Origin of the sequence: Flavobacterium sp. AED (assembly GCF_000812945.1) — a bacterium.
Lineage (GTDB): Bacteria > Bacteroidota > Bacteroidia > Flavobacteriales > Flavobacteriaceae > Flavobacterium.
Window position 1 is genome coordinate 2,049,298 of the sequence record NZ_JSYM01000001.1, and the last position, 20,905, is coordinate 2,070,202.

At 32.9% G+C, this 20,905-nt stretch carries 26 protein-coding genes; 9 read left to right on the forward strand and 17 right to left on the reverse strand.

Translation table 11 applies throughout. From position 1 onward, the window contains the following. Nucleotides 1-54 precede the first annotated feature (54 nt). The 7 genes from OA85_RS09075 to OA85_RS09105 all read right to left on the reverse strand — a co-directional run bounded on the left by OA85_RS09075 (nucleotide 55) and on the right by OA85_RS09105 (nucleotide 4,088). Nucleotides 55-909, reverse strand: coding sequence for a transketolase (locus OA85_RS09075; RefSeq protein ID WP_039109187.1), 855 nt, complete (start codon nucleotides 907-909; stop codon nucleotides 55-57). A 213-nt stretch (nucleotides 910-1,122) separates the two neighbouring features. Further along, the gene (locus OA85_RS09080; protein ID WP_039109188.1) at nucleotides 1,123-1,692 is read right to left on the reverse strand and encodes a ferritin-like domain-containing protein; all 570 of its coding nucleotides are present in this window, start codon (nucleotides 1,690-1,692) and stop codon (nucleotides 1,123-1,125) included. Between the two features lie 204 nt (nucleotides 1,693-1,896). Beyond that, a complete protein-coding gene (locus tag OA85_RS09085) occupies nucleotides 1,897-2,217 on the reverse strand; it encodes a rhodanese-like domain-containing protein (RefSeq protein WP_039109189.1) in 321 nt (106 codons plus the stop codon). A gap of 1 nt (nucleotide 2,218) precedes the next feature. After that, nucleotides 2,219-2,503: a rhodanese-like domain-containing protein gene (locus tag OA85_RS09090; RefSeq protein WP_039109191.1), complete on the reverse strand. Its 285-nt coding sequence runs from the start codon at nucleotides 2,501-2,503 to the stop codon at nucleotides 2,219-2,221. 91 nt (nucleotides 2,504-2,594) lie between these two features. After that, nucleotides 2,595-2,858 carry a hypothetical protein gene (locus tag OA85_RS09095; RefSeq protein ID WP_039109193.1) on the reverse strand — a complete coding sequence of 88 codons (264 nt, stop codon included), beginning with the start codon at nucleotides 2,856-2,858 and terminating at the stop codon, nucleotides 2,595-2,597. Between the two features lies 1 nt (nucleotide 2,859). After that, nucleotides 2,860-3,372: a cation-transporting P-type ATPase gene (locus OA85_RS09100; RefSeq protein WP_052257175.1), complete on the reverse strand. Its 513-nt coding sequence runs from the start codon at nucleotides 3,370-3,372 to the stop codon at nucleotides 2,860-2,862. Nucleotides 3,373-3,584: 212 nt separating this feature from the next. Next, complete coding sequence (locus tag OA85_RS09105; RefSeq protein WP_052257176.1) at nucleotides 3,585-4,088, reverse strand: SRPBCC domain-containing protein; 504 nt, start codon at nucleotides 4,086-4,088, stop codon at nucleotides 3,585-3,587. Nucleotides 4,089-4,495: 407 nt separating this feature from the next. On the opposite strand from OA85_RS09105, the gene OA85_RS09110 reads away from it, so the two are divergent. Continuing rightward, nucleotides 4,496-5,431: a hypothetical protein gene (locus OA85_RS09110; RefSeq protein WP_039109195.1), complete on the forward strand. Its 936-nt coding sequence runs from the start codon at nucleotides 4,496-4,498 to the stop codon at nucleotides 5,429-5,431. Between the two features lie 75 nt (nucleotides 5,432-5,506). Here the strand turns inward: OA85_RS09110 and OA85_RS09115 are convergent, their stop codons facing one another. Genes OA85_RS09115 through OA85_RS09125 form a run of 3 tightly spaced genes read right to left on the reverse strand, consistent with a single transcriptional unit; the run spans nucleotide 5,507 to nucleotide 7,093 of the window. Continuing rightward, a complete protein-coding gene (locus tag OA85_RS09115; RefSeq protein WP_039109196.1) occupies nucleotides 5,507-6,115 on the reverse strand; it encodes an FMN-dependent NADH-azoreductase in 609 nt (202 codons plus the stop codon). Nucleotides 6,116-6,117: 2 nt separating this feature from the next. Then, entirely contained in the window at nucleotides 6,118-6,480 is a 363-nt protein-coding gene (locus tag OA85_RS09120; protein WP_039109197.1) for a DoxX family protein, read from the reverse strand. Between the two features lie 16 nt (nucleotides 6,481-6,496). After that, complete coding sequence (locus OA85_RS09125; RefSeq protein ID WP_039109480.1) at nucleotides 6,497-7,093, reverse strand: NADPH-dependent F420 reductase; 597 nt, start codon at nucleotides 7,091-7,093, stop codon at nucleotides 6,497-6,499. A 114-nt stretch (nucleotides 7,094-7,207) separates the two neighbouring features. Between OA85_RS09125 and OA85_RS09130 the strand changes: the two genes are divergently transcribed. Further along, nucleotides 7,208-7,561, forward strand: coding sequence for a helix-turn-helix domain-containing protein (locus tag OA85_RS09130; RefSeq protein ID WP_039109198.1), 354 nt, complete (start codon nucleotides 7,208-7,210; stop codon nucleotides 7,559-7,561). A gap of 180 nt (nucleotides 7,562-7,741) precedes the next feature. Here the strand turns inward: OA85_RS09130 and OA85_RS09135 are convergent, their stop codons facing one another. The 3 genes from OA85_RS09135 to OA85_RS09145 form a co-directional block, all read right to left on the reverse strand. Then, nucleotides 7,742-8,158, reverse strand: coding sequence for a MauE/DoxX family redox-associated membrane protein (locus OA85_RS09135; RefSeq protein ID WP_039109199.1), 417 nt, complete (start codon nucleotides 8,156-8,158; stop codon nucleotides 7,742-7,744). A gap of 4 nt (nucleotides 8,159-8,162) precedes the next feature. Continuing rightward, a complete protein-coding gene (locus OA85_RS09140; protein WP_039109200.1) occupies nucleotides 8,163-8,588 on the reverse strand; it encodes a GNAT family N-acetyltransferase in 426 nt (141 codons plus the stop codon). 476 nt (nucleotides 8,589-9,064) lie between these two features. Beyond that, nucleotides 9,065-9,499: a helix-turn-helix domain-containing protein gene (locus OA85_RS09145; RefSeq protein ID WP_039109201.1), complete on the reverse strand. Its 435-nt coding sequence runs from the start codon at nucleotides 9,497-9,499 to the stop codon at nucleotides 9,065-9,067. A 104-nt stretch (nucleotides 9,500-9,603) separates the two neighbouring features. Here OA85_RS09145 and OA85_RS09150 point away from each other — a divergent pair, with 104 nt between their 5' ends. After that, nucleotides 9,604-10,371, forward strand: a complete 768-nt coding sequence (locus tag OA85_RS09150) for an SDR family oxidoreductase (RefSeq protein WP_039109202.1) — start codon at nucleotides 9,604-9,606, stop codon at nucleotides 10,369-10,371. Between the two features lie 81 nt (nucleotides 10,372-10,452). Here OA85_RS09150 and OA85_RS09155 read toward each other — a convergent pair whose 3' ends face one another. The 4 genes from OA85_RS09155 to OA85_RS09170 form a co-directional block, all read right to left on the reverse strand. Beyond that, nucleotides 10,453-10,890 (reverse strand): VOC family protein, encoded by a 438-nt coding sequence (locus OA85_RS09155; RefSeq protein WP_039109203.1) that lies wholly within the window; start codon nucleotides 10,888-10,890, stop codon nucleotides 10,453-10,455. A gap of 70 nt (nucleotides 10,891-10,960) precedes the next feature. Continuing rightward, nucleotides 10,961-11,515 carry a GNAT family N-acetyltransferase gene (locus tag OA85_RS09160; RefSeq protein ID WP_039109204.1) on the reverse strand — a complete coding sequence of 185 codons (555 nt, stop codon included), beginning with the start codon at nucleotides 11,513-11,515 and terminating at the stop codon, nucleotides 10,961-10,963. A gap of 213 nt (nucleotides 11,516-11,728) precedes the next feature. Beyond that, nucleotides 11,729-12,724: a phosphotransferase gene (locus OA85_RS09165; RefSeq protein ID WP_039109205.1), complete on the reverse strand. Its 996-nt coding sequence runs from the start codon at nucleotides 12,722-12,724 to the stop codon at nucleotides 11,729-11,731. A gap of 75 nt (nucleotides 12,725-12,799) precedes the next feature. Then, nucleotides 12,800-13,120: a hypothetical protein gene (locus OA85_RS09170; protein ID WP_039109206.1), complete on the reverse strand. Its 321-nt coding sequence runs from the start codon at nucleotides 13,118-13,120 to the stop codon at nucleotides 12,800-12,802. Nucleotides 13,121-13,788: 668 nt separating this feature from the next. Between OA85_RS09170 and tgt the strand changes: the two genes are divergently transcribed. The 6 genes from tgt (at nucleotide 13,789) to OA85_RS09205 (ending at nucleotide 20,879) form a co-directional block, all read left to right on the forward strand. After that, the gene (gene tgt, locus OA85_RS09180) at nucleotides 13,789-14,919 is read left to right on the forward strand and encodes a tRNA guanosine(34) transglycosylase Tgt (RefSeq protein ID WP_039109481.1); all 1,131 of its coding nucleotides are present in this window, start codon (nucleotides 13,789-13,791) and stop codon (nucleotides 14,917-14,919) included. Between the two features lie 95 nt (nucleotides 14,920-15,014). Next, nucleotides 15,015-16,103 carry an LptF/LptG family permease gene (locus tag OA85_RS09185; RefSeq protein ID WP_039109208.1) on the forward strand — a complete coding sequence of 363 codons (1,089 nt, stop codon included), beginning with the start codon at nucleotides 15,015-15,017 and terminating at the stop codon, nucleotides 16,101-16,103. Beyond that, nucleotides 16,090-16,971, forward strand: coding sequence for a DMT family transporter (locus OA85_RS09190; RefSeq protein ID WP_039109209.1), 882 nt, complete (start codon nucleotides 16,090-16,092; stop codon nucleotides 16,969-16,971). The genes OA85_RS09185 and OA85_RS09190 overlap by 14 nt, the downstream gene beginning before the upstream one ends. Nucleotides 16,972-17,127: 156 nt before the next feature. After that, complete coding sequence (locus tag OA85_RS09195) at nucleotides 17,128-19,062, forward strand: LTA synthase family protein (protein ID WP_039109210.1); 1,935 nt, start codon at nucleotides 17,128-17,130, stop codon at nucleotides 19,060-19,062. A 19-nt stretch (nucleotides 19,063-19,081) separates the two neighbouring features. Continuing rightward, nucleotides 19,082-19,672, forward strand: coding sequence for a dual specificity protein phosphatase family protein (locus tag OA85_RS09200; RefSeq protein ID WP_039109211.1), 591 nt, complete (start codon nucleotides 19,082-19,084; stop codon nucleotides 19,670-19,672). A 253-nt stretch (nucleotides 19,673-19,925) separates the two neighbouring features. Further along, a complete protein-coding gene (locus OA85_RS09205) occupies nucleotides 19,926-20,879 on the forward strand; it encodes an acetyl-CoA carboxylase carboxyltransferase subunit alpha (RefSeq protein WP_039109212.1) in 954 nt (317 codons plus the stop codon). The last annotated feature ends 26 nt before the right edge of the window (nucleotides 20,880-20,905 follow it).

Below are 20,905 nucleotides of genomic sequence, written 5' to 3' on the forward strand. Positions count from 1 at the left end.
TTCTAATTTAGATTTTTGGCAGTATTCGAATGAACACTAATTACGGAACACTTCCTAGTAGTCTGAATTACCTCCAGTATTATAATTTTGTCCTAAAGCATTGTCAAGTTGAGCATCATTTGGCGCTTTACCATGCCAAGCATGACTGTACATCATATAATCTACTCCATTACCCATTTCAGTATGCAACAATACACAAACTGGTTTTCCTTTTCCAGTTCTTGATTTAGCATCATTCATTCCAGCAATAATAGCTTCAATGTCGTTTCCTTTTTCAATTTCCAAAACATCCCAGTCAAAAGCTTCAAATTTTGCACGGATACTTCCCATTGCTAAAACTTCGTCAGTTGTACCATCAATTTGTTTTCCGTTTAAATCGATTGTAGCGATAAGATTGTCTACTTTTTTAGCAGAAGCATACATAATTGCTTCCCAGTTTTGACCTTCTTGTAATTCACCATCACCGTGAAGCGTGTAAATAATATGGTTGTCACCATTTAATTTTTTTGCTTGCGCAGCACCAATTCCTACTGATAATCCTTGTCCAAGAGAACCTGATGCAATACGTACTCCAGGTAAACTGTCATGAGTAGTTGGGTGTCCTTGTAATCTTGAATTGATTAAACGGAAAGTTGCTAGTTCCGATACTGGGAAATAACCACTTCTCGCTAAAACGCTATAAAATACAGGGGAAATATGCCCGTTTGAAAGGAAGAAAAGATCTTCTCCAATTCCGTCCATATCAAATCCTTCTTTGCGTTCCATCAAGTTTTGGTACAAGGTTACAAGAAATTCAGTACAACCTAGAGAACCTCCTGGGTGACCTGAGTTTACAGCGTGAACCATTCGAAGAATATCTCTTCTGACTTGGATAGTTAAATCGTTTAATTGTTGTGTGTTAGGCTTCATTTTGTGTGTAAAAGTTAAACTGGTGCAAATGTAATTTTTATTTAGGGTTACAGCAAACGTTTTTTTGAATATTTAATGTACTGTTGATTACTGTTTGTGATTATAGGAATTAATAATTTAGAAGACAATAATCCATAAATAAAGCCCGCATAAGCGGGCTTTATGTCAAATAGTGGAACAGTAAGAAATTACTGTTCTCAATTAAATTACATTCTAAGTATTTGTGATTGCATCTGCTTTAAAAGCTTGTCTGTTGACTGCAGATAAAGCAATTCCAGTTAATCTAGCATCAGTATTTTTCTCTTCATTAAGATTCATAGCCAGTAATTCTGCAGCTTTATTTTCGCCTAGCGTTTTTGCAAAAGCATGTAAAGTGCCATAGGTTGCAATTTCATAATGTTTTACTTTTTGATCTGCTGCAATAATTCCGGCATCACGTACCATACCAATATCGGTTTCTTTTATAAGACCATTAGTCTCTTTCAATATGCCCTGCATGGCATCACATTTTTTTGCTGTAGGTGCAATACCTGTTACTTCAAATATTTTTTCCAGGCGGGAAACGTGTTCTTGTGTTTCACTTAACTGTTTTTTTAATGAGTTAACTAATTCTGGCGATGAAGCATTTTTTACCATTTTTGGCAACGTTTTAGTCAATACTTTTTCAGCCCAATAAATGTCTTTCAATCCAACTTCAAATAAATCTCTCAATCCATGTGCCGCATTTGATTTTGCTTGAACAGCTCCTTTAAAAGGTTCGTTTTTACTACTTTCAGGTCTCATAATAGTTGTTTTTTTAAGATTAATTGTTTGTAAGTAGTCTAAAATTTGGCGCTTTATAATACAAACTCATTACTTACTTTTTTAACAGCATAAAATTAAACAAACTATATTTTAATCAATTGTTAATTAACTAATTGTAAATACGAATAGTATGATTTTTTCCAAAATTTAACGTACTGCTTTATTGCTTTGGGGATTTTTATTTTAATAACCAATTTTATTTTGAAGACTACTCCAGCCGCCGCCATTGTATACTTTTGTAAATCCATTTGATTTCAAAATACTTTTTGCTGAAGCACTTCGCATTCCTGAAGCACAACAAGTGATTATAGGTTGATTTTTTTCTTTTAGTTTAGAAAGATTATTACTTAGAGTATCAACCGGAATATTTAGGGACCCTTTTATGTGTCCGCCTGCATATTCCACTTTGCTTCTAACATCCAGAATAATAGCTCCTTGTTGTACTAAATCGACATAATTTACTTTTGGACCAAATCCAAATATTTTTTTGAGTGTGTTAAGCATCTTATTTAATTTGTGATTGATAATAATTTACATCTAGCCAGGAACCTCCATTATAACATTCGATTCCCTGTTCGGTCAGAAAAAGTTGTGCTTGTCCGCTTCGGTTTCCCGATGCACAACAAAGTACTAACGGTTCTTTAAGATTTCGCAATTCTTTCACTTTTTGTGGAATTTCATTCAGTGGAATATTAATGGAATCGGCTACATGGCCACCCATAAATTCAGCATGGGAGCGAACATCTACGATAGTTCCTTGTTTTTCTTTGATTATTTTTTCTAAGCTCATTTTTATGTTTTTTAAATTAATAGTCAAATAGCGTTTAACTAAATTAGGGTACAAAAGTAAAGCAAGAATAAGCGTTGCACAGTAACTTTTGTTACACAAAGGATTTTTTATTTTGTATGCTTCTGTTTTTAAAATATTTTATGGTTTCAAGAATGATAAGGATGCCAATCGCTCCTAAAATAGAAGGCATAAAATGATTGTAATTGGTAACTTCAAAATTAAAAGTATTTTGCAACGACTGAATCGAAATAATCAGCAACAACATTATGATGGCGGTTAAGAGAATGGGAATTGTAACTGGATTTCTTTCGGTTATTACGGAGATAACGTTTCTTGTTTTTGAAATATTAGTCAAATTATGTTCCTGTAGTATAAACCTTTGCGAATCCTTTTCCTTGTACCCCAAGTGTTCCGCTGAAAACCAATCCATGTGAATCGGAATCATCTGTTTGTACGCTTTTCGTTACTGCGACTGATTCGCCGGCAAGCAATAATTCATCAACGGTGAGATTTATGGAGTCGAGCACTTTTGCATCAGCTGCAATCCGAATTTCTTTTCCGTCCCGAATCACTAAAGCGCGTGGCGAAGATAGTTTTTTGAGTGCTTCCAGTGCTTTTTCAGTTTTCTGATATTGGTAAAAAGTGATGAAAATGATAACCAAAATGGCCGAAAGTAAAATAATACCTTCTCTGTAATCGCCCAATAGAATATAGAGTACACCACAGCTAATCAATAAAATGAACATAGGCTCTTTCATGACTTCCAAAGCAATGCGCCAAATGGATTTGGTTTTTGCTGATGGCAATTCATTAAAACCAAAGACTTTCAGTTTTTCCTGAGCTTCCGCTGTATTTAATCCTTCAATCATAGTTTTATAATTTAGGAATTATTGCAAAAATGAAATTTAAAAGTAGCGTAAGAACAATCAAATTATACAATTGTAGTGATGGTTGTATCAAATTTTCATTTTCCAAAATAAAAGGTTGAGCGCTTGAGATTAAGATACTTTGAGAGTAGTCTGTCTGGGTAGTAGAGATTCTTTTTGAGGAATAATTTTTTTCTAGTGATGTCTTTTCAGAATTATTTTAAATTTTCTGCAAGCTTGTCAAAAGATTCGTTCCAGCTGACATTGGTTAAATCTATTATTTTTCCTGATGGAATCCCTTCATGAATAAGAGTCATTTTTGTTTTTCCTTCATGCGCTTCAAATGTAACGGTTACCTGCAATTCTAACGGGAAACCTTCCATGCCATAATGTGTCGCCGAAACGACATTCCCTTTCTCATCTGCAAATGAATCCGTGCAAACAATTCGTTCCATAGGGACAATTTTGATGTAAGTTCCAGTGCCCCAGAATTCCTTACCATCGGAAGATCGCATACAATTAAGGTATTTACCTCCAACTTTAAAATCTATTTTACAGACTGGGCAAGTAAAATTTTTGGGTCCCCACCATTTCATGCAAATTTCAGGATCTGTCCAAGCTTTCCAAACAAGCTCTCGTGATGCATCAAATTCTCTTACGATTACGAGTTTTTGTTTGTTGGATTCAGTGGTTGCTGTTGATTGATTCTTTGTTTCCATTTTTATAATTTTTTAATTGTTACATATATAACACATAAAGTTAAATAAAATGTATTCAATAGGTTGTTAATTAAATGTTTATGTGTTGTTTTAGGATTATAAAAAATAAGAGCTGTATTTGAAGAGTGTAATTTGATAGTATTGTATGGATAATCAGTTTCCAAAATAATGAAAATGAAAGACTATGTGATGATGGAAAACGGGACAAATGAGCAAAAAAAGAGTAATACTGTACTAAATATAAATAAAGAAACTGTTGGTTTAAAGTTCATTCCAAAATAGCGTTGAAAATTTTAGATTAGAACGTATTAATTTCAATTTAACTAAAAAAAAATAATAGTATAATGTGCTGAAAATCAGTATTTTTTGTTAAATTTAATGTCTTATTAACTAAAAATTAATTAAATATGAAAAATTTTTTCTCAATTGTATTGTTGGTCGCTACTTGCATCACTTACGGACAAAAGAAAACTAATGGAACTATTTATGTAGAGCATCCTGCAATTAATGCGGTTGAAGCCATGACCCAAGCATTTGTTAGTGGAGACGCTGATAAAGTAGCTAGCTTTTTAACAGATGATTTTAAATCATATAATGGTTCAAGTTCTGATAAGGATGATAAGGGAAAAGATAAAGAATCATTTTTAAAAGAAGTAAATTTTTGGAAAGATAATATTGATTATCTGAGTATTAAAAGATCTCAAGGAGCTTATCCAGATGCTTTAGAATACAAAGAAGCTAATAATAAAGATGTAGTTTGGGTTCAAACTTGGGAAGATTTGAAAGGAGTGCACAGTAAAACTGGAGTAAAAATAGATATGCCATTGCATAGATTGTTTATAGTTGATAAAAACAATAAAATAAAAACAATTATCAGGTATTCTAATAATAGTGTTTTTGATGAAATTGGTAATAGTTTTAATGATAGAGAAAATGGGACCATTTATAATCATCATGAAAATATTAATAGTGTCAGAAAAATGATTTATGCTTTTGAAAATAAAGATTTTGATAAAGCGTATAGTTTTTATGATGACAAAGCGATTTTTATGGACATCAATTCCCCTGTAGGGAAAAGCATAACCTTAGCAGAACAAAAAGCAAATGATCAAAAACTTTTTGATAAATTTGATTTAACCAGTATTGATATGGTTGGATATCCGGACTATTTGCATTATGAAATGGGAGATGCAAGGGTAGTGCAATCGTGGTGGAATTTTAGATTAACCAGAAAATCAGATAAAAAGAAAATTGTTTTACCAATATTTTTCATTGATAATTTTGATGATAAAGGTAAAATAACTTCTGAGATAGCCTATTACAGTGAAAAAATGATGGAATAATAAAGTGAATTTTTAAGTATAATGTCCTAAAATAAGTTGTGTTTTGTGCCAACTTATTTTAGGACATTTTCATTTTTAAAATACAAATTCGGTTACAATTCCTAATGCTTTGGTTACTGCTGTGTCTTTTATTTCAGGGATAACAGTTCCTTCAACTCTGAAAACAGTGATGTCTGTCATGCCCAAAAAGCCCAAAACTGCTCTCAAATAAGCTTCCGTAAAATCAAACGGTTTCATTGGTCCTTCAGAGTAAATACCGCCAGAAGCAATTGCTAAATAGATCTTTTTATTTTTTATTAATCCTTCCGGACCATTTTCAGAATAAGTAAAAGTGATGCCTGCTCTTGCTATATGGTCTATCCAGGATTTTAAAGTAGATGGTATTCCAAAATTGTACAAAGGCACGCTTATTACAATTATATCGGCTTCCATTGTTTCTTTGATTGCTTCATTAGAAACTTTGATAGTTTCTTTATCATCATCTGTTTGCAAATTTTCGGGTGTGAAAAATGCAGTTAAATGTACTTCATCCAAATGAGGTAACGGATTTTTTCCTAAATCAAGTGTTTGTAAACTACTGTCTGGATATTGAGTTTGTAATTTTTCTACAATTGCAGTTGATAATTTGCTGCTAAAAGAATTTTCACCCTTAGCACTAGATGTAATATTTAATATTTTTTTCATTTTTAGTTGTTTATTTTGTTGCTATAGATATAGGAAACTAGAAGAATACCTGAAAAAATCAAAGGCATAATTGCTATTGACATTGGGTCGCCACTTGATGTGTGAGCAATAAATGCTGAAACAAATGTTAATGTAAAACCAAAATATGCCAACCCTTTAATGCTTCTTGAAAAAGTAGGAATCAGCAATACAATTGCTCCAATAATTTTAGCTATTGCCAATTCAATTCTGAAATAATTTGGAAATCCGAGATGTACAAATGCACCTTTCATTTCTTCATTTGTTAAATAACTATATGCACTGAAAAGCATCATAGCTCCAATTATACCCGTACTAGTCCAATAGATAATCTTATTTTTTTTCATTTTTGATATATTTAAATTAAAGTTTTATAAAGTTTAGAGTAGATAAAGCCCCTTTTGCTTGTTGAAATTTACTGCCAACGGATAAAGAGCCGAGATCGACTGGTGCAAATCCGATTGCCTTAATCATCTCACTTACCTGAAATTTAGCCTCTTTATCATCACCTGATATAAAAAGAACTCGATTGCCATTGGCTACCTTTGGGTCTGCTTGAAGTGTTTTAAAATAAAGAGTGTTAAAAGATTTTACAATTAGAGCGCCAGGAAGGTAATTTTGGACAATTTCACTCGATGCACGGTCACCCAAATCCTCGACCTGATAATCAGGTGTTATAAAATGGTTAGTCGCATCAATTACTATTCGGTTGTTCCAATCTGTAATTTGAGTAAGCGTTTTAACTTGCGACCATGGTAATGCTAAAAAAATAATGTCAGCTTCAGCAGCCTCAGCTATTGTTACAGCTTTTACTCCATTTCCTAATAGTGTAACCGTTTCTTTTAAGGATTCAGGGTCTTTGCTGTTACTGATCATTACAGAGTAGTTACTTTTTAATAAGTGTACTGCAACCGTTTTTCCAATATTTCCTGCTCCAATAATTCCTATGGTTTTTTTCATTTTCATTTATTTTGTTTATGATGCAAATGTCATTATATTTGCTATATAAAAGTATGTACTATACCAAAGTATAGGACTATACTTTGGTATAGTGACTCAAGAAATCAAATCGAAATGGAAAAAGAAGTAATAAAAACACATAGTACTTGTACAGGTTTAATTCAGCCTGTAACAGATGCGTTGTATGTATTGAGTGGAAAATGGAAGATTCCTATTTTAATTTCGTTAACATTCGGAAATAAACGGTTTGGGCAAATGGCAAAAGAAATACCAAAAATTACCGAAAAGATGTTGTCAAAAGAATTAAGGGAATTAGAATTAAATCAGCTAGTCAAACGTACCGTTTATGATACGATTCCAGTTGTAGTAGAATATTCCCTAACCGAATATGGTCATTCTTTAGATAAATTGATTTTTGAACTTGCTACATGGGGAACGGAGCATAGAAAACGAATTATTGGAAAATAAATGTTGCTTGTCGTTTGATGATGTTTGTAAAAGGAATGTTCTGGCGCTTGCAGTGGCTAAGAAAAGTTGGCAAGTATTAGGGTTAAAGGCTAAGCTTTAAAAGTACATGACCAACTTTAAATTAAACCCAAAAAGCTAATTGATATAAACGGCAGTTAGCAGCTGTCTTTTTTATTTTTTCTATTCTTTGTTTGGTTTCGGTTTAACAAGTATGCTCAACGCAAATGCACTTGCCGATGCACAAAACACGGAATAATCAAGCGGCGCTTTTATACTGCTAGAAAATGCCATTGACAATGCAAACAATAAAAGTAATGCACTACTAGCTTTGGCTACCCAATTGGTTTTGAATTTTGTAAGCAACAAAATGCCTAAAATAATTTCTAAACTTGTTGCTGTGTAAGCCAAAAACGGCACTAAACTGTCTGGTGCAAATGGATTTAAACTTTTGGTATAAACCACAAAATTTTGCCAATTTCCCCAAGCAGAAACTTCTTTGGGCCACATTCCAAAGCGATCTGCTGAGGCAGATAGAAATCCTGCACTTAATGCTATGCGCAAAAACCATTCTGCAATTTTAATTTCTGATAATTTCATATTTCTAATTTATAGGATTACTAAAATGAAACGCACTGATGGTGAAGTTTTCTTTGAAATAAAGTTTATGTGCCTTTGTTCTAAGATGCCCACTATCTAAATGTACCGATTTACAATTTTCTTGTTTTGCAATTTCATACAAATGGTTGAGTAATACTGTAGCATAGCCTTTTCCACGGCAAATATCTAATGTAGAAAGATCATCTATATACAACATCTTGCCACAATAAAGCATCGAAAAAATGCGGTATCCTGCAATTGAAACTACTTTACCTCCTTCTTCAATATAAATTAAAGAATATCCCTCTTTTTGCATTTCTTGTATTTGCGCTACAAATTCATTTTCTTTCAACATCGGTCGTAAAAGAAAAATAGCTTCCCAACAAGAAGCTATTTCAATCGCTGTAATTGCAATTTTTATTTCAGTCATAATTCTCTTTTTGTAAAATTTATAAAGTCAATATTTTAGACTTTTTATTTTGAGTTGCCGCTAGCGTCAGTTCTCCCGAAGCTTCGGGATAAAAACTTCTAAACGAACTGATTTTTGTTAAATGGAATGTAAATATATATGATTTATACTATAATTATTTCTTTTTTTTGAAAAAAGAAGTTTGATTTAGCTTTTCAAAAAAGGGGGTAAAAGCCTTAAAAAAGGCTTTTAGAGTGCTAAAATAGAAAGGCAATACTTAGATATTGTTTTAGTAGATTTTAGTCAATCAGGTTAAAAATCCTGTTGAAGTTATAAGCTAAAAAAACAATCATTATTTGATTATTGTTGTAGCCTATCAGTACTATTGGGTTTGTAACACAAAACAATTTTGCCACCAGAATATAACTTTGCTTGATGAGAGTAAGTTTCTGTATTTTGACAAGTGAATTAAAACTAGTTATTGCCACAAACTGCTTTTAGCTGCTGCTTTGTTCTTTAGCAAACCTATCCTCCAACTCTTTTGTCATCGACTTTATAAATGCGCCCTTATCTTTCTTGGCTTCTTTTATTTTTGCTTTTATTTCGGTTGGAAGGGAAAAGTATTTGTCTGCCCAAAAATGGATTTCAAGCAAAACAGGCAATAAGTCAATTCCTTTTTGTGTCAGTGTGTACAATACTTTTGCTTTACTGTCGGGGTGGTCTAATTTTTTTATAATTCCATTTTCTTCAAGCCCTTGCAGTCTTGATGCTAAAATATTGGTAGCAATTTTTTCTTCGGATTTGAGAAAGGCGCCATAGGTGTTTTTATTGAAAAATATCAAATCTCGGATTATCAGCAAAGACCATTTGTCTCCAAATATATCAAGCATGCAGCTAATTGGGCATTCTGACCTACTTTTATTTTTTTTCATTTTTTTTTTATATTTTAAAAAATCACTTGCAAATTAAAAGTTGTTTTATATATTTGCACTTGCAAAATGCAAGCAAATATAAATATTAAAAAATTAAAAGCAAAATGGAATTAAGAGACAAAACAATTTTGATAACTGGCGGTGCTTCTGGTATTGGGTTAGAAGCGGCCAAACAATTTTTAGAAAACGGCTCCAAAGTTATTATTACGGGTAGAAGCCAGGCAAAATTAGATGCAGCCAAAAAACTTCATCCTTCGATAACAGCTATCAATAGTGATGTGGCAAATGCCGAAGAGGCAGCTTCATTATTTGAAGAAATCCAAAAACTGGGAGGAATAGATATTTTATATAACAATGCCGGTGTAATCAGTAAACCTCAAAATTTGGGAATTGCCAATAAAGTTCATTTTGAAACTGCTGAATATGAAATGAGTATTAACTATTTAGGGGTGATTCGTATGAATAATTTGTTTATGGATATGCTTAAATCGAGAAAAGAGAGCGCCATTATTAATACGGCTTCTATATTAAGCTATGTGCCACTAAATCTTGCGCCAACTTACTCTGCATCAAAAGTTGCTGTTCGATTTTATACCGATTCTTTGCGTAATCATTTGCAGATTTTGAAAAGTCATGTCAAAGTATTTGAACTTTCTCCTCCCTTAGTTGCAACTGCTATGGCAGATGGTGTAGATGCAAAAACAATTACTTCTGAAAAATTAGTAAATGGATTGATTGCAGGACTAAAAAAGAATAATTACAAAATTCGCATCGGTGATACAAAGGCTATTTATTTTTTAAACAGATTTTTACCAAAAATTGCTTGGGGTTTAATCAACAGAAAATCAAATGCCAAACAACTTCAAAAATAATATACATCCTAGTTCCTTTGGGGATTATGTTTTTAAGTGCAGGGTTATTAAAATAGCTGTTTGACGTTCGTTGTTTTTCGCTTATACTTTTCCGTTGTATTTTGGGTCAAAATCAACCATCCATTCAATACCGTATTTATCTCTAAACATTCCAAAATAAGAACCCCAAGGACTGTCGCTAATAGGTACTTCAATATTTCCGTCTACTGAAAGTCCGCTAAATAATTTGTCAGCTTCTTCACGACTTTCTGCACTAATAGATATCTTAGACCTGTTTTCATTTTCATTAACTCGACCCATACTTGCTGGAATGTCATTGGCCATTAAAATGTTTTTGCCAATTGGCAAAGCAATGTGCATTATCTTATTGGCATCATTTTCTGCTACTGGATATTCAGGGCTTGCTATATCTTTGAAGCGCATAATCTTTGTGAATTCTCCGCCAAATACTGATTTGTAAAAAAGGAATGCTTCTTCGGCATTTCCATTGAAGTTGATGTGTGGATTGATAAGTGCCATAATTTATATTTTTTAAGTTGTTTTTTCCAAATAGGGCAGAGTTTTGTAAAGATTATGCGATTCTAGTATATCAACGCGCTCGGGCGTCCCATTCTCGTTTCAGCATTGCGTATTGAAATTCACTTCCCCATTTTCCTTTAAAGAATATATTTTCAATAAAGTGTCCTTCTTGTTTAAATCCGGTGCTTCTTAGTAAGTTGATTGAAGGAATATTTTCAGCGTCCACTATTTCAACAACTCGGTGTATTTCTTTTGTGTCAAACAGAAAGGTCAAAATTCCAATTAAAACTTCTTTTGCGTAACCCTTTTTTTGTTCAATATGTGAAATGGTAATTCCAATTTCTGCAATTCTTTTATCGTACTGGTCAAGTTTAATTGCACAGTCGCCAATAAGTTGTCTTGTTTCACTATTTTCAATTCCGTACTGTACCCATTCTCCTGCTTTGCCAAAATATTTTGTCGAGTTCTCTTTAATAAACTCTTCGGCTTGTTCAATTCTCATAATATCAAAGCCTTGATATTTTGTGACCTCTGGGTTTGAACGATAAATATGAAAATCAGATAGATCTGATAATTCGAGGTGTCGAATATTAAGTCGTATTGTTTGTAAATTAAGATTTTCCATTATCTAAATTTCTGTTGTTTGTAATTTGTATGGGAGTCTTTTACAACGACTACTAGCGTTTGTTAAAATAGGTTTGGGACTAAATTAAGCCCTATTTTCGGATTTGCCAAATCATCCCAAATACAAAGTCAACTTTCCATTAAGCCAAATGCCCAAATCCTTTGTAGCAAGTGTTAGCCGTTCGTTGTTTTCTTGTTTGCTGTTCGTTTTTGTTTATTGTTCAATCTCAATCTTATTGTAAGTAATCCAACGTTTCAAATTTCCAACCATTCTTTTTAAATGGTCTTCATTCAAGAAAATATTTGTCCAAAAATCAAACCTGTCGCACTGGATACTGATGTAATAATTCATAATGGCTAAACAAGCAAAAGGTAAAAAGTTTTTTTCTTCTTCGCTAATTTCGACTACTGTTTCATACCCTTTCAGAAAATTATCTGCTTTTATTTGATATTCATCTTCGTTTAAATTCGTAGAAAATAACTGAAATAAAAAGTATGAAATGTCAAAACACAAAAAACCGTTGCCACAAAAATCAAAATCAAAAAAAGTTACGTCTTTTTCATTATCTAGGTGCATATTGTCAAACCAAACGTCAAGATGTGTAGCTCCATATCTCATTTGTTGTTCGTCAATATTGTCAAATTTTACGGTTAGAAAATTTGATAGGTTCTCTAAAAACTTAATTTCTTCTGTTGTATTTTTGAAGAAGTTTTTTGTTCTTAAAAGAGAGTCAACGAGTAAACTTTCTGTATTATAAGTAATTCTGTTTAGTGCAAAATTTTCTGTTGATTTATGAACTTTAGCCAATGCTTGTCCTATTAGAAAACTGGTTTGATGTGAAAATTTTGCGGTCTTTGTACCTTTTGCATATGAAAATAAGACGCCAAATCTTTTTCCCTCTGGTGCATTAATCTCTTGAATAAATTGATTCGATTTGTCAGCTATTGGAAAGGCAACTTGTCCGCCATTTTCTTTTAAGTGGATTAAAAGCCTTAATTCTTCCTCAATTTCTAACTTTGACCGCCAATTATGTGTATAAACCCTAAAAGCGTATTTGTTTTCGTTATCATTAATTATATAAAGATGGTTCATTGCAGCCCGAAATAGGTTACATTCTGTATTCACACTTAAATTATATTGTTGTCGAATAAGCTTGCTTAGTTCTATTGACGAAAGTGTACTGTTTATTACTAAAAATTTTTCTGTCATTTATTTTTGGTTGTCTTAGTACCGTCGTTCTACAATGACGGTCAACGTTGTAGTAGCTGTTAGTGGCTTCTCTTGTTATTTCGAATAAATTTCATTTTCACTGGAGCCAATTAAGCCAATTATTTTTCTTTCTTTTAGCGTATCGATTCCGAATAAATAAGGCATCCTTCCTTTTGTACTTCCTATATTTCTTAAATTCAATAATATTGCATTATCTCTTGCAATTAATGTTAATTTATGTCCAGGCTGATTAAATAAAAAAGGAATATAAAACTCATAAAGCGCACCCTGCTTTGTTTTAGTTATCCATTGCTGTTCGTCGACAATTTTTTCAATCAAACTAATATTTTCTACTTCATTAAATGGTGTCACAATAGCAATCATTTTTTTTTTCATTGAACTTAGAATAGAAAGTGTAAAAAATCAAGATTATGAAAACTATTTGAATAGTGATGTTATTTTTTGAGGCAAATAAAAAAATGAATAAAGGTAAAAAGCCAAAAAAATTATTCCAAAAATCATCAAGTTCATCTTTAGGAAGTTCTTTGGTTTTAATAATATTTTGAAGTTCAATTTCTGTCATTTTGGTGTAGGTTGGTTTAGAATAGCCACTAACTAGTATAGCGGTCAGACTTTATTTATTATCAAATATATAATAATAATCGTATAAATCATCAAAAGCATTTTTTCTTTGCTGGATGCTTTTTGAAATTGAGATGAAGAGAATTTTAGTTGTTGTTTTCACTTCATATTTGCTTGATTTACATGAGTTTAAGTGCTTTTATGAAGCGAAGCGGAATAAAAGATTATTTCACAATATTTTCATTTTAAGCTGAGTTCATTGAACTTGTTTGCAACGGATAGTCCGACCTTTTTAGGACACGCTCAAAAGGAATTTCCAATTGGTAATTAAATTTTTAAATGATGTAATTATCTAATTTTATTTCTAAAAAGTATTTAAATTTTGCTTGTCAGGAACCCCCTTTTTCATTTCATTGGAAGAAAAATATTTTTTTGACGGGGGGGTCAAATTAACCTATCTTTGCGCACTGAAAAACGCCTATATGAAGTTTGATTTATTAAAAAAAGATCCGCAGTCCAAAGCCAGAGCGGGAAGTATTACCACTGATCACGGTGTGATTGAAACCCCAATTTTTATGCCTGTAGGGACCGTAGGTTCCGTAAAAGGTGTGCATCAACGCGAATTGAAAGACGATATAAACCCGGATATTATCTTGGGAAATACCTACCATTTATACTTGCGACCACAAACCGAAATCCTGGAGAAAGCGGGGGGTTTGCATAAATTCATGAACTGGGACCGCAATATTTTGACGGATTCCGGAGGATACCAAGTGTATTCGCTTTCGGCCAATCGGAAAATTAAGGAAGAAGGAGTGAAGTTCAAATCGCATATTGACGGTTCGTACCACTTTTTTACGCCAGAGAATGTGATGGAAATTCAACGTACCATAGGAGCCGATATTATCATGGCTTTTGATGAGTGTACGCCATATCCATGTGATTATAACTACGCAAAGCGTTCGATGAAAATGACGCACCGCTGGTTAGACCGTTGCATCAATCATTTAGACACGCAACCTTTTAAATACGGATATGAGCAAACGTTTTTTCCAATTGTTCAAGGAAGTTGCTATAAAGATTTACGCCAACAATCAGCGGAATATATTGCGAATTCAAATCAACAAGGAAATGCGATTGGCGGACTTTCAGTAGGGGAACCTGCCGAGGAAATGTATGCCATGACCGAAATAGTTTGTGAAATCCTACCCGAAGACAAACCCCGTTACCTGATGGGCGTGGGAACTCCGATAAATATTCTGGAGAATATTGCCCTTGGAATTGACATGTTTGACTGTGTGATGCCTACGCGTAATGCCAGAAACGGAATGTTGTTTACGGCTAACGGTTCGATTAATATTAAAAACAAAAAGTGGGAAGCTGATTTTTCTCCTATTGACGAAATGGGAATCACATATGTTGATACGGAATATACGAAAGCGTATTTGCGTCACCTTTTTGCTGCCAATGAATACCTAGGAAAACAAATTGCTACAATCCATAATCTTGGATTTTATATGTGGTTGGTTCGTGAGGCCAGAAAACATATCTTAGCGGGAGATTTCAAACCTTGGAAAGAAATGATGGTGAAGAATATGAGCCAACGTTTGTAAATTAGGTTATTTGTTTATTCGGTTATTTGTTTAATCGAATAAACGAGTTATCATTTTACCGAATTACCAAATAACGATTAACCGATTAAACCTTTATGTTAACAATAATAGACAAGTACATCTTAAAAAGATATTTAGCCACTTTTTCGGTTATGTTGCTGATGTTTATACCTATTGGGATTATTATTGATGTTTCGGAGAAGATTAATTTCATGCTCGAAAATAAAATTCCATTTGTTGAAATTGCAATCTACTATTATAATTTCACGGTTTATTTTGCCAATAATTTATTCCCGATATTTTTATTTTTATCCATTATTTGGTTTACTTCAAAACTAGCCAACAACACAGAGATTATCGCTATTTTGAGTTCAGGGATTTCTTTTACCCGTTTTTTAAGGCCTTACATTATAGGGGCTTCGATGGTTTCGGTTTTTGTTTTGTTGATGGGGTTTTTTGTGGTTCCTGCTGCCAGCGAAGGATTTAATAATTTCAGGTATACGTATTTGCGTACTGGAGGTAAAGAAGCCATGCGAGGCGACGATACCGATGTGTACCGACAAATCAGTGATACTGAATTCATCTACGTGAACAGCTTTAATACGCTGTCTAAAACTGCTTTTAATTTTTCATTGGAAAAGTTTGATAAAGAGAAACTGATTTATAAAATTTCAGCAAGCAGAATAAAATGGAACCCAAAGAGTAAGACCTACACTATGTATGATTATACAAAAAGAACGGTAGGGGTTAATGGTGATAAAATTGAAAAATTAGCTGAAAAAGAGGCCCGTTTCAGTTTTGATTTAGAGGATTTAGCTCCTGTTGTATATATCGCTGAAACCTTAAGCTTGAATAAACTTATCAACTTTATTGATAAAGAGAAAAAGCGGGGTTCTTCTAATATCAATGTTTATTTAGTGGTTTTATATAAGAAATTCAGTGTTCCGGTTTCGGCATTTATTCTGACCATTATTGCGGTTTCGGTTTCCTCTATGAAACGCAGAGGCGGAATGGGAATGAATTTAGCGATAGGAATCGCCTTGGCTTTTGCCTTTGTATTTTTTGATAAAATCTTTGGGGTATTAGCGGAGAAATCAAGTATTCCTGCCATGCTGGCTGTTTGGTTGCCTAATATGGCTTTTGGAATTTTAGCTATTTATTTATTACGCAATGCAAAACGATAAACTAAAGTCTTACTTAAACCTGCATCTAATTGTTTTTATCTGGGGTTTTACCGCTATTTTAGGAGCTTTAATCACTATAAAACCGGATGCATTGGTTTGGTATCGAATGCTTTTTGCCAGTGTTTTTTTAGGATTGTTTATTGTATTCAAAAAAAAATCATTTAGAATTCCGTTGCAATCATTCTTAAAATTGATTTTCGTTGGATTATTGATTGCCTTGCATTGGATCTTTTTTTTTAAAGCTATCCATGTTTCCAATGTTTCTATTACACTTTCAGTTTTCTCTTTGGGTGCTTTTTTTGCCTCGGTGTTAGAACCTCTTTTTTATGGCAGAAAAGTGTTGTGGTATGAAGTTTTCTTTGGACTCATTATCATTGCAGGATTAGGATTGATTATGAAAGTAGAAGTCAATTATCTGGAAGGAATGCTTTACGCTTTGGCGGCCATTATATTAGGGGTTTTATTTACTCTTATGAACGGAAAGTTAATTGCAGATCACGATCCATCAGTAATTTCATTTTATGAGTTTTTGGCTGGTGTTTTTTTTATTACGGTTTACTTTTTATTTCAGGATAAATTCTCTTTGGATTTCTTTGTTTTGACATTCAATAATTGGGGTTTAATTTTGATTTTGGCTTCTGTTTGTACCGCTTATGCATTCACCGCTTCGGTAAAAGTGATGCAAAAGCTGACTCCTTACACTGTAATGCTTACGACCAATCTAGAGCCGGTTTACGGAATTGTGTTGGCTTATTTTATCCTTGGCGGAAAAGAAAAAATGAGTTTTGAGTTTTACATTGGAGCCATTATAATAGTAATTACCGTAATCTTAAATGGAGTTATTAAGCATTATCAAAAGGATATTTAGGATAAATAACTCTTTAAGAGCTGTTTAGTAATTAGAATTAATAGGTTATAAAACAGATTTTCAAGATTCGATTCCCTTTTTTGTATAAATTTTAACTGTGGTCAACAGATTAATTGTAATATCTTTGCACTTCTTTTACAATTAATTTACTTTGAAATGCACAAACACTTGCGCTTAAATGAATACAAGGTTCTGATATACAGACTTTCGTTAGCTTATATTTTTTACTTCATAGCTCGAATTCTATTTTATATTTTTAATATTAATTTGTTAAAAGTAGATTCTATTTCAGATTTACTTTCACTTTGTTATTATGGCTTGGCCTTCGATACGACTGCAATTCTATATGTGAATTTGCTGTTTATTGTTTTTTCGATTTTGCCCTTTTGGAAAAACACGAATTCAGGCTATCAAAAATCCCTTTTTTATCTTTATTTCGGGACTAATTTAGTGGCTTATGCAACTAATTTTATTGATTTTATTTATTACAAGTATACTTTTGCACGCACAACAATTGTTGTCCTGAATGTATTGAAACATGAAACGAATAAGAAAGTATTACTTTTTAGTTTTCTATATGACTATTGGTATGTTTTTATCTTATTTGTATTGTTTTCAGCGCTTTGGATTTATTTATATAAAAAAGTAAGTGTTGCGGTTGTTGTACCGTCAAAAAAACTGCATTATTTTGGATTCTCAACTATTGGATTTTTTGGTGTTGTTTTACTCATAATCGGAGGAATTCGTGGTGGAGATTTTAATAAAGCCACGCGACCTATTAACCTTTTGGATGCCAGTAGACATGTGAAAACTATCGTTCAATCGGATATTGTGCTCAATACGCCTTTTGCCATTATCAGAACCTTGTTTAGCAATAGTTTCCTGAAACCCAATTATCCAGATGTTAACGAGCAAGTGATTCTGGAAAAAGTACAGCCTATAAAACAATACCATAATAATCCTGCGACTAAGCCTAATGTGGTAGTGTTTATTCTCGAAAGTTATGGCCGCGAGTACATAGGTGCTTTTAATAAAAATTCAAAAATCCCGAATTATAAAAGCCATGCTCCTTTTCTGGATTCCTTATCGCAGCACAGTATGATTTTTACGAATGCTTACGCAAATGGACGACAGTCGATTCACGGGATGTCATCCGTTTTAGCAGGAATTCCATCATTCAAAGATGCTTTTACGTCGTCTCCTTATCCAAAACAGAAAATAGAATCCCTAGTCTCAACTTTAGAAAGTGAGGGCTATAATACTTCATTTTTTCATGGCGCTGCCAATGGCTCTATGGGCTTTTTAGGTTTCGGAAATATATTAGGTTTTGATAAGTATTATGGAAGAACGGAGTTCAATGACGATTCTCAATTTGATGGTTTTTGGGGAATTTGGGATGAGCCTTTTCTTCAGTACATGAAAAACACTTTAGACAAAAAGAAGACACCATTTTTTGCTTCCGTTTTTACAGTTTCGTCTCATGAACCCTATATTATTCCGGAGAAATATAAAAATAGATTTCATGAGGGCGGTGTTCCTATTCATAAATGTGCGGAGTATACAGATTTTGCTCTGAAACGATTTTTTGATGAAGCCAAAAAGAAACCTTGGTTTTCCAATACCATATTCGTTCTGGTTGCAGATCATTGTAACCAAATTTATTATGACGAATATCAAAAAGCAATTAACCATTTTGCAGTCCCTATTATCATTTATAAACCCAATAGTAAGTATGTGGGTGTTGATGATGATTTGGCACAACAAATTGATATTTATCCAACAATTTTGGATATGATTGGGTACAAGAAACCATTTAGAAGTTGGGGTAGAAGTTTATTGGACAAAAAATCAAGTCAGCCGTTTGTTATTAATTCAACAGGAAATATATATCAGTTTTCTAAAGGGAATTATATCTGTACCTTTGATGGTAAAACTGCGTTAGGGTTTTATGATAAAAATGACAAAGCATTAAAAAACAATTTGATAAAAAACCGAAATCCTGAAATGAATGAAATAGAGCTTAATTGCAAAGCTTTTATTCAAGATTATATGGATAGAGTGGTGGATAAGAAAATGTATTTTAAACAATAAGTTTTAATAATTTTACAAGATGAAAAAGAATAAAAAAATAATTGGATTTTCAATCCTTGCAGTCGTTTTAATATTGGTGGGAAAATATGTTTATGATATGAACATCAACCACAATTTTGAAACGATTACCGAAGGGAAAGTGTACAAGTCAGGAGTGATTCCGCCAGATGAGATAGAAAGTTACGTTAAGAAATACCATATAAAATCGATTGTCGATTTGCGTTTTCCAGGAACTGCAGATTTAAAGAATAATCCTGAGATTCCAGCTGAACTTACTGCTGAGCAAGTTGCGGTAGCTAAAATAAAAGGAGTAAATTATTTCAATAATGGTTCAGATCAGGTTCCAAAACAAGAGAATTTAGATCGTTTTTTTAAAATAATGGATAACAAAGACAATTATCCAGTGTTGATTCATTGTTATCATGGTATTGGTCGTGCCGAAATGTATTCAGCATTGTATCGTATTGAATATGAAAATTTCACGAATGAAGAAGCACGTCAAGGCGTAAGAGCATTAATAAAATATAGCTCTTTTGATGACGGAACTCCAAAAGGAGAATACTTAAAAGCCTACAAATCGAGAAAAGAATTAGCAAAAGAAAAGAAGTAATTATAAACTAAGCTTCACTTATATCGTAAGATTAGTTTTGTGCTTTTAATTTTAAAAAGATAAAAGTAGTTCATTTGTAAGTGCTTTATTTTCATTTGTTAAATAAAAAAATAGCGCTGTTTTATGTTCCTTTAAAAAATGATTTTAGCAATTTATAAAGTGTGATAAGACACATAAATATAAAATTTACCTCTTTGAACGATTTAAAATTTTATATTTGCCGTTCCAATTAAAAACAAAACGAAGAAATCCTATGGAATATTTAGATTTTGAGCTTCCAATAAAAGAACTAGAAGAACAGTTAGATAAGTGTCTAGTTATTGGTCAAGAATCGGATGTTGATGTTACTAATACTTGTAAGCAAATCAACAAGAAACTAGAAGAAACCAAAAGACATATTTATAAAAACTTGACTGCTTGGCAACGCGTACAGCTGTCAAGACACCCTAGTCGTCCCTACACAATGGATCACGTACGTGCTTTGTGTGGCGAAACGTTTCTGGAACTTTTCGGTGACAGAGGTTTCAAAGACGATAAAGCAATGATTGGTGGTTTAGGGAAAATTGATGGACAATCTTTTATGATTGTAGGGCAACAAAAAGGATTTAATACTAAGACACGTCAGTTTCGTAATTTCGGAATGCCAAATCCGGAAGGATATAGAAAAGCGTTGCGATTGATGAAAATGGCAGAGAAATTTGGTATTCCTGTATTGACTTTAATTGACACTCCGGGAGCTTATCCAGGATTAGAAGCCGAAGAACGCGGACAAGGTGAGGCTATTGCCAGAAACATCTTCGAAATGATTTGCCTAAAAGTGCCAATTATTACTGTTATTGTAGGTGAAGGCGCTTCTGGTGGAGCATTAGGAATAGGTGTGGGTGATAAAGTATACATGATGGAAAACACGTGGTATTCTGTTATATCTCCTGAATCATGTTCTTCTATTCTATGGAAAAGCTGGGAATATAAAGAACAAGCTGCTGAAGCATTGAAGCTGACTTCTGCTGACATGAAAAAGCAAAAATTAGTGGATGATATTATCCCTGAACCATTAGGTGGAGCGCATTACGATAGAGAGACTGCTTTCAAAACCGTAGAGCAATATATCATGAAAGGATTCAATGAATTGAAAGACTTATCAACAGAAGAATTAGTTGCCAGAAGAATGGACAAATACAGTAAAATGGGTGAATATAAAGAGTAAAATCTTACAAATTGATATTTAATCCG

What these genes read in the sequence shown, in the direction of transcription:
- OA85_RS09105 (WP_052257176.1), bottom strand. Translation starts at nt 4,088, where the DNA reads ATGGAAACAAAGAATCAATCAACAGCAACCACTGAATCCAACAAACAA.
- OA85_RS09100 (WP_052257175.1), bottom strand. Translation starts at nt 3,372, where the DNA reads ATGATTGAAGGATTAAATACAGCGGAAGCTCAGGAAAAACTGAAAGTC.
- OA85_RS09110 (WP_039109195.1), top strand. Translation starts at nt 4,496, where the DNA reads ATGAAAAATTTTTTCTCAATTGTATTGTTGGTCGCTACTTGCATCACT.
- OA85_RS09145 (WP_039109201.1), bottom strand. Translation starts at nt 9,499, where the DNA reads ATGAAAAAAAATAAAAGTAGGTCAGAATGCCCAATTAGCTGCATGCTT.
- OA85_RS09205 (WP_039109212.1), top strand. Translation starts at nt 19,926, where the DNA reads ATGGAATATTTAGATTTTGAGCTTCCAATAAAAGAACTAGAAGAACAG.
- tgt (WP_039109481.1), top strand. Translation starts at nt 13,789, where the DNA reads ATGAAGTTTGATTTATTAAAAAAAGATCCGCAGTCCAAAGCCAGAGCG.
- OA85_RS09080 (WP_039109188.1), bottom strand. Translation starts at nt 1,692, where the DNA reads ATGAGACCTGAAAGTAGTAAAAACGAACCTTTTAAAGGAGCTGTTCAA.
- OA85_RS09135 (WP_039109199.1), bottom strand. Translation starts at nt 8,158, where the DNA reads ATGAAATTATCAGAAATTAAAATTGCAGAATGGTTTTTGCGCATAGCA.
- OA85_RS09185 (WP_039109208.1), top strand. Translation starts at nt 15,015, where the DNA reads ATGTTAACAATAATAGACAAGTACATCTTAAAAAGATATTTAGCCACT.
- OA85_RS09170 (WP_039109206.1), bottom strand. Translation starts at nt 13,120, where the DNA reads ATGAAAAAAAAAATGATTGCTATTGTGACACCATTTAATGAAGTAGAA.
- OA85_RS09165 (WP_039109205.1), bottom strand. Translation starts at nt 12,724, where the DNA reads ATGACAGAAAAATTTTTAGTAATAAACAGTACACTTTCGTCAATAGAA.
- OA85_RS09115 (WP_039109196.1), bottom strand. Translation starts at nt 6,115, where the DNA reads ATGAAAAAAATATTAAATATTACATCTAGTGCTAAGGGTGAAAATTCT.
- OA85_RS09130 (WP_039109198.1), top strand. Translation starts at nt 7,208, where the DNA reads ATGGAAAAAGAAGTAATAAAAACACATAGTACTTGTACAGGTTTAATT.
- OA85_RS09085 (WP_039109189.1), bottom strand. Translation starts at nt 2,217, where the DNA reads ATGCTTAACACACTCAAAAAAATATTTGGATTTGGTCCAAAAGTAAAT.
- OA85_RS09075 (WP_039109187.1), bottom strand. Translation starts at nt 909, where the DNA reads ATGAAGCCTAACACACAACAATTAAACGATTTAACTATCCAAGTCAGA.
- OA85_RS09160 (WP_039109204.1), bottom strand. Translation starts at nt 11,515, where the DNA reads ATGGAAAATCTTAATTTACAAACAATACGACTTAATATTCGACACCTC.
- OA85_RS09140 (WP_039109200.1), bottom strand. Translation starts at nt 8,588, where the DNA reads ATGACTGAAATAAAAATTGCAATTACAGCGATTGAAATAGCTTCTTGT.
- OA85_RS09090 (WP_039109191.1), bottom strand. Translation starts at nt 2,503, where the DNA reads ATGAGCTTAGAAAAAATAATCAAAGAAAAACAAGGAACTATCGTAGAT.
- OA85_RS09155 (WP_039109203.1), bottom strand. Translation starts at nt 10,890, where the DNA reads ATGGCACTTATCAATCCACACATCAACTTCAATGGAAATGCCGAAGAA.
- OA85_RS09190 (WP_039109209.1), top strand. Translation starts at nt 16,090, where the DNA reads ATGCAAAACGATAAACTAAAGTCTTACTTAAACCTGCATCTAATTGTT.
- OA85_RS09125 (WP_039109480.1), bottom strand. Translation starts at nt 7,093, where the DNA reads ATGAAAAAAACCATAGGAATTATTGGAGCAGGAAATATTGGAAAAACG.
- OA85_RS09150 (WP_039109202.1), top strand. Translation starts at nt 9,604, where the DNA reads ATGGAATTAAGAGACAAAACAATTTTGATAACTGGCGGTGCTTCTGGT.
- OA85_RS09200 (WP_039109211.1), top strand. Translation starts at nt 19,082, where the DNA reads ATGAAAAAGAATAAAAAAATAATTGGATTTTCAATCCTTGCAGTCGTT.
- OA85_RS09120 (WP_039109197.1), bottom strand. Translation starts at nt 6,480, where the DNA reads ATGAAAAAAAATAAGATTATCTATTGGACTAGTACGGGTATAATTGGA.
- OA85_RS09195 (WP_039109210.1), top strand. Translation starts at nt 17,128, where the DNA reads ATGCACAAACACTTGCGCTTAAATGAATACAAGGTTCTGATATACAGA.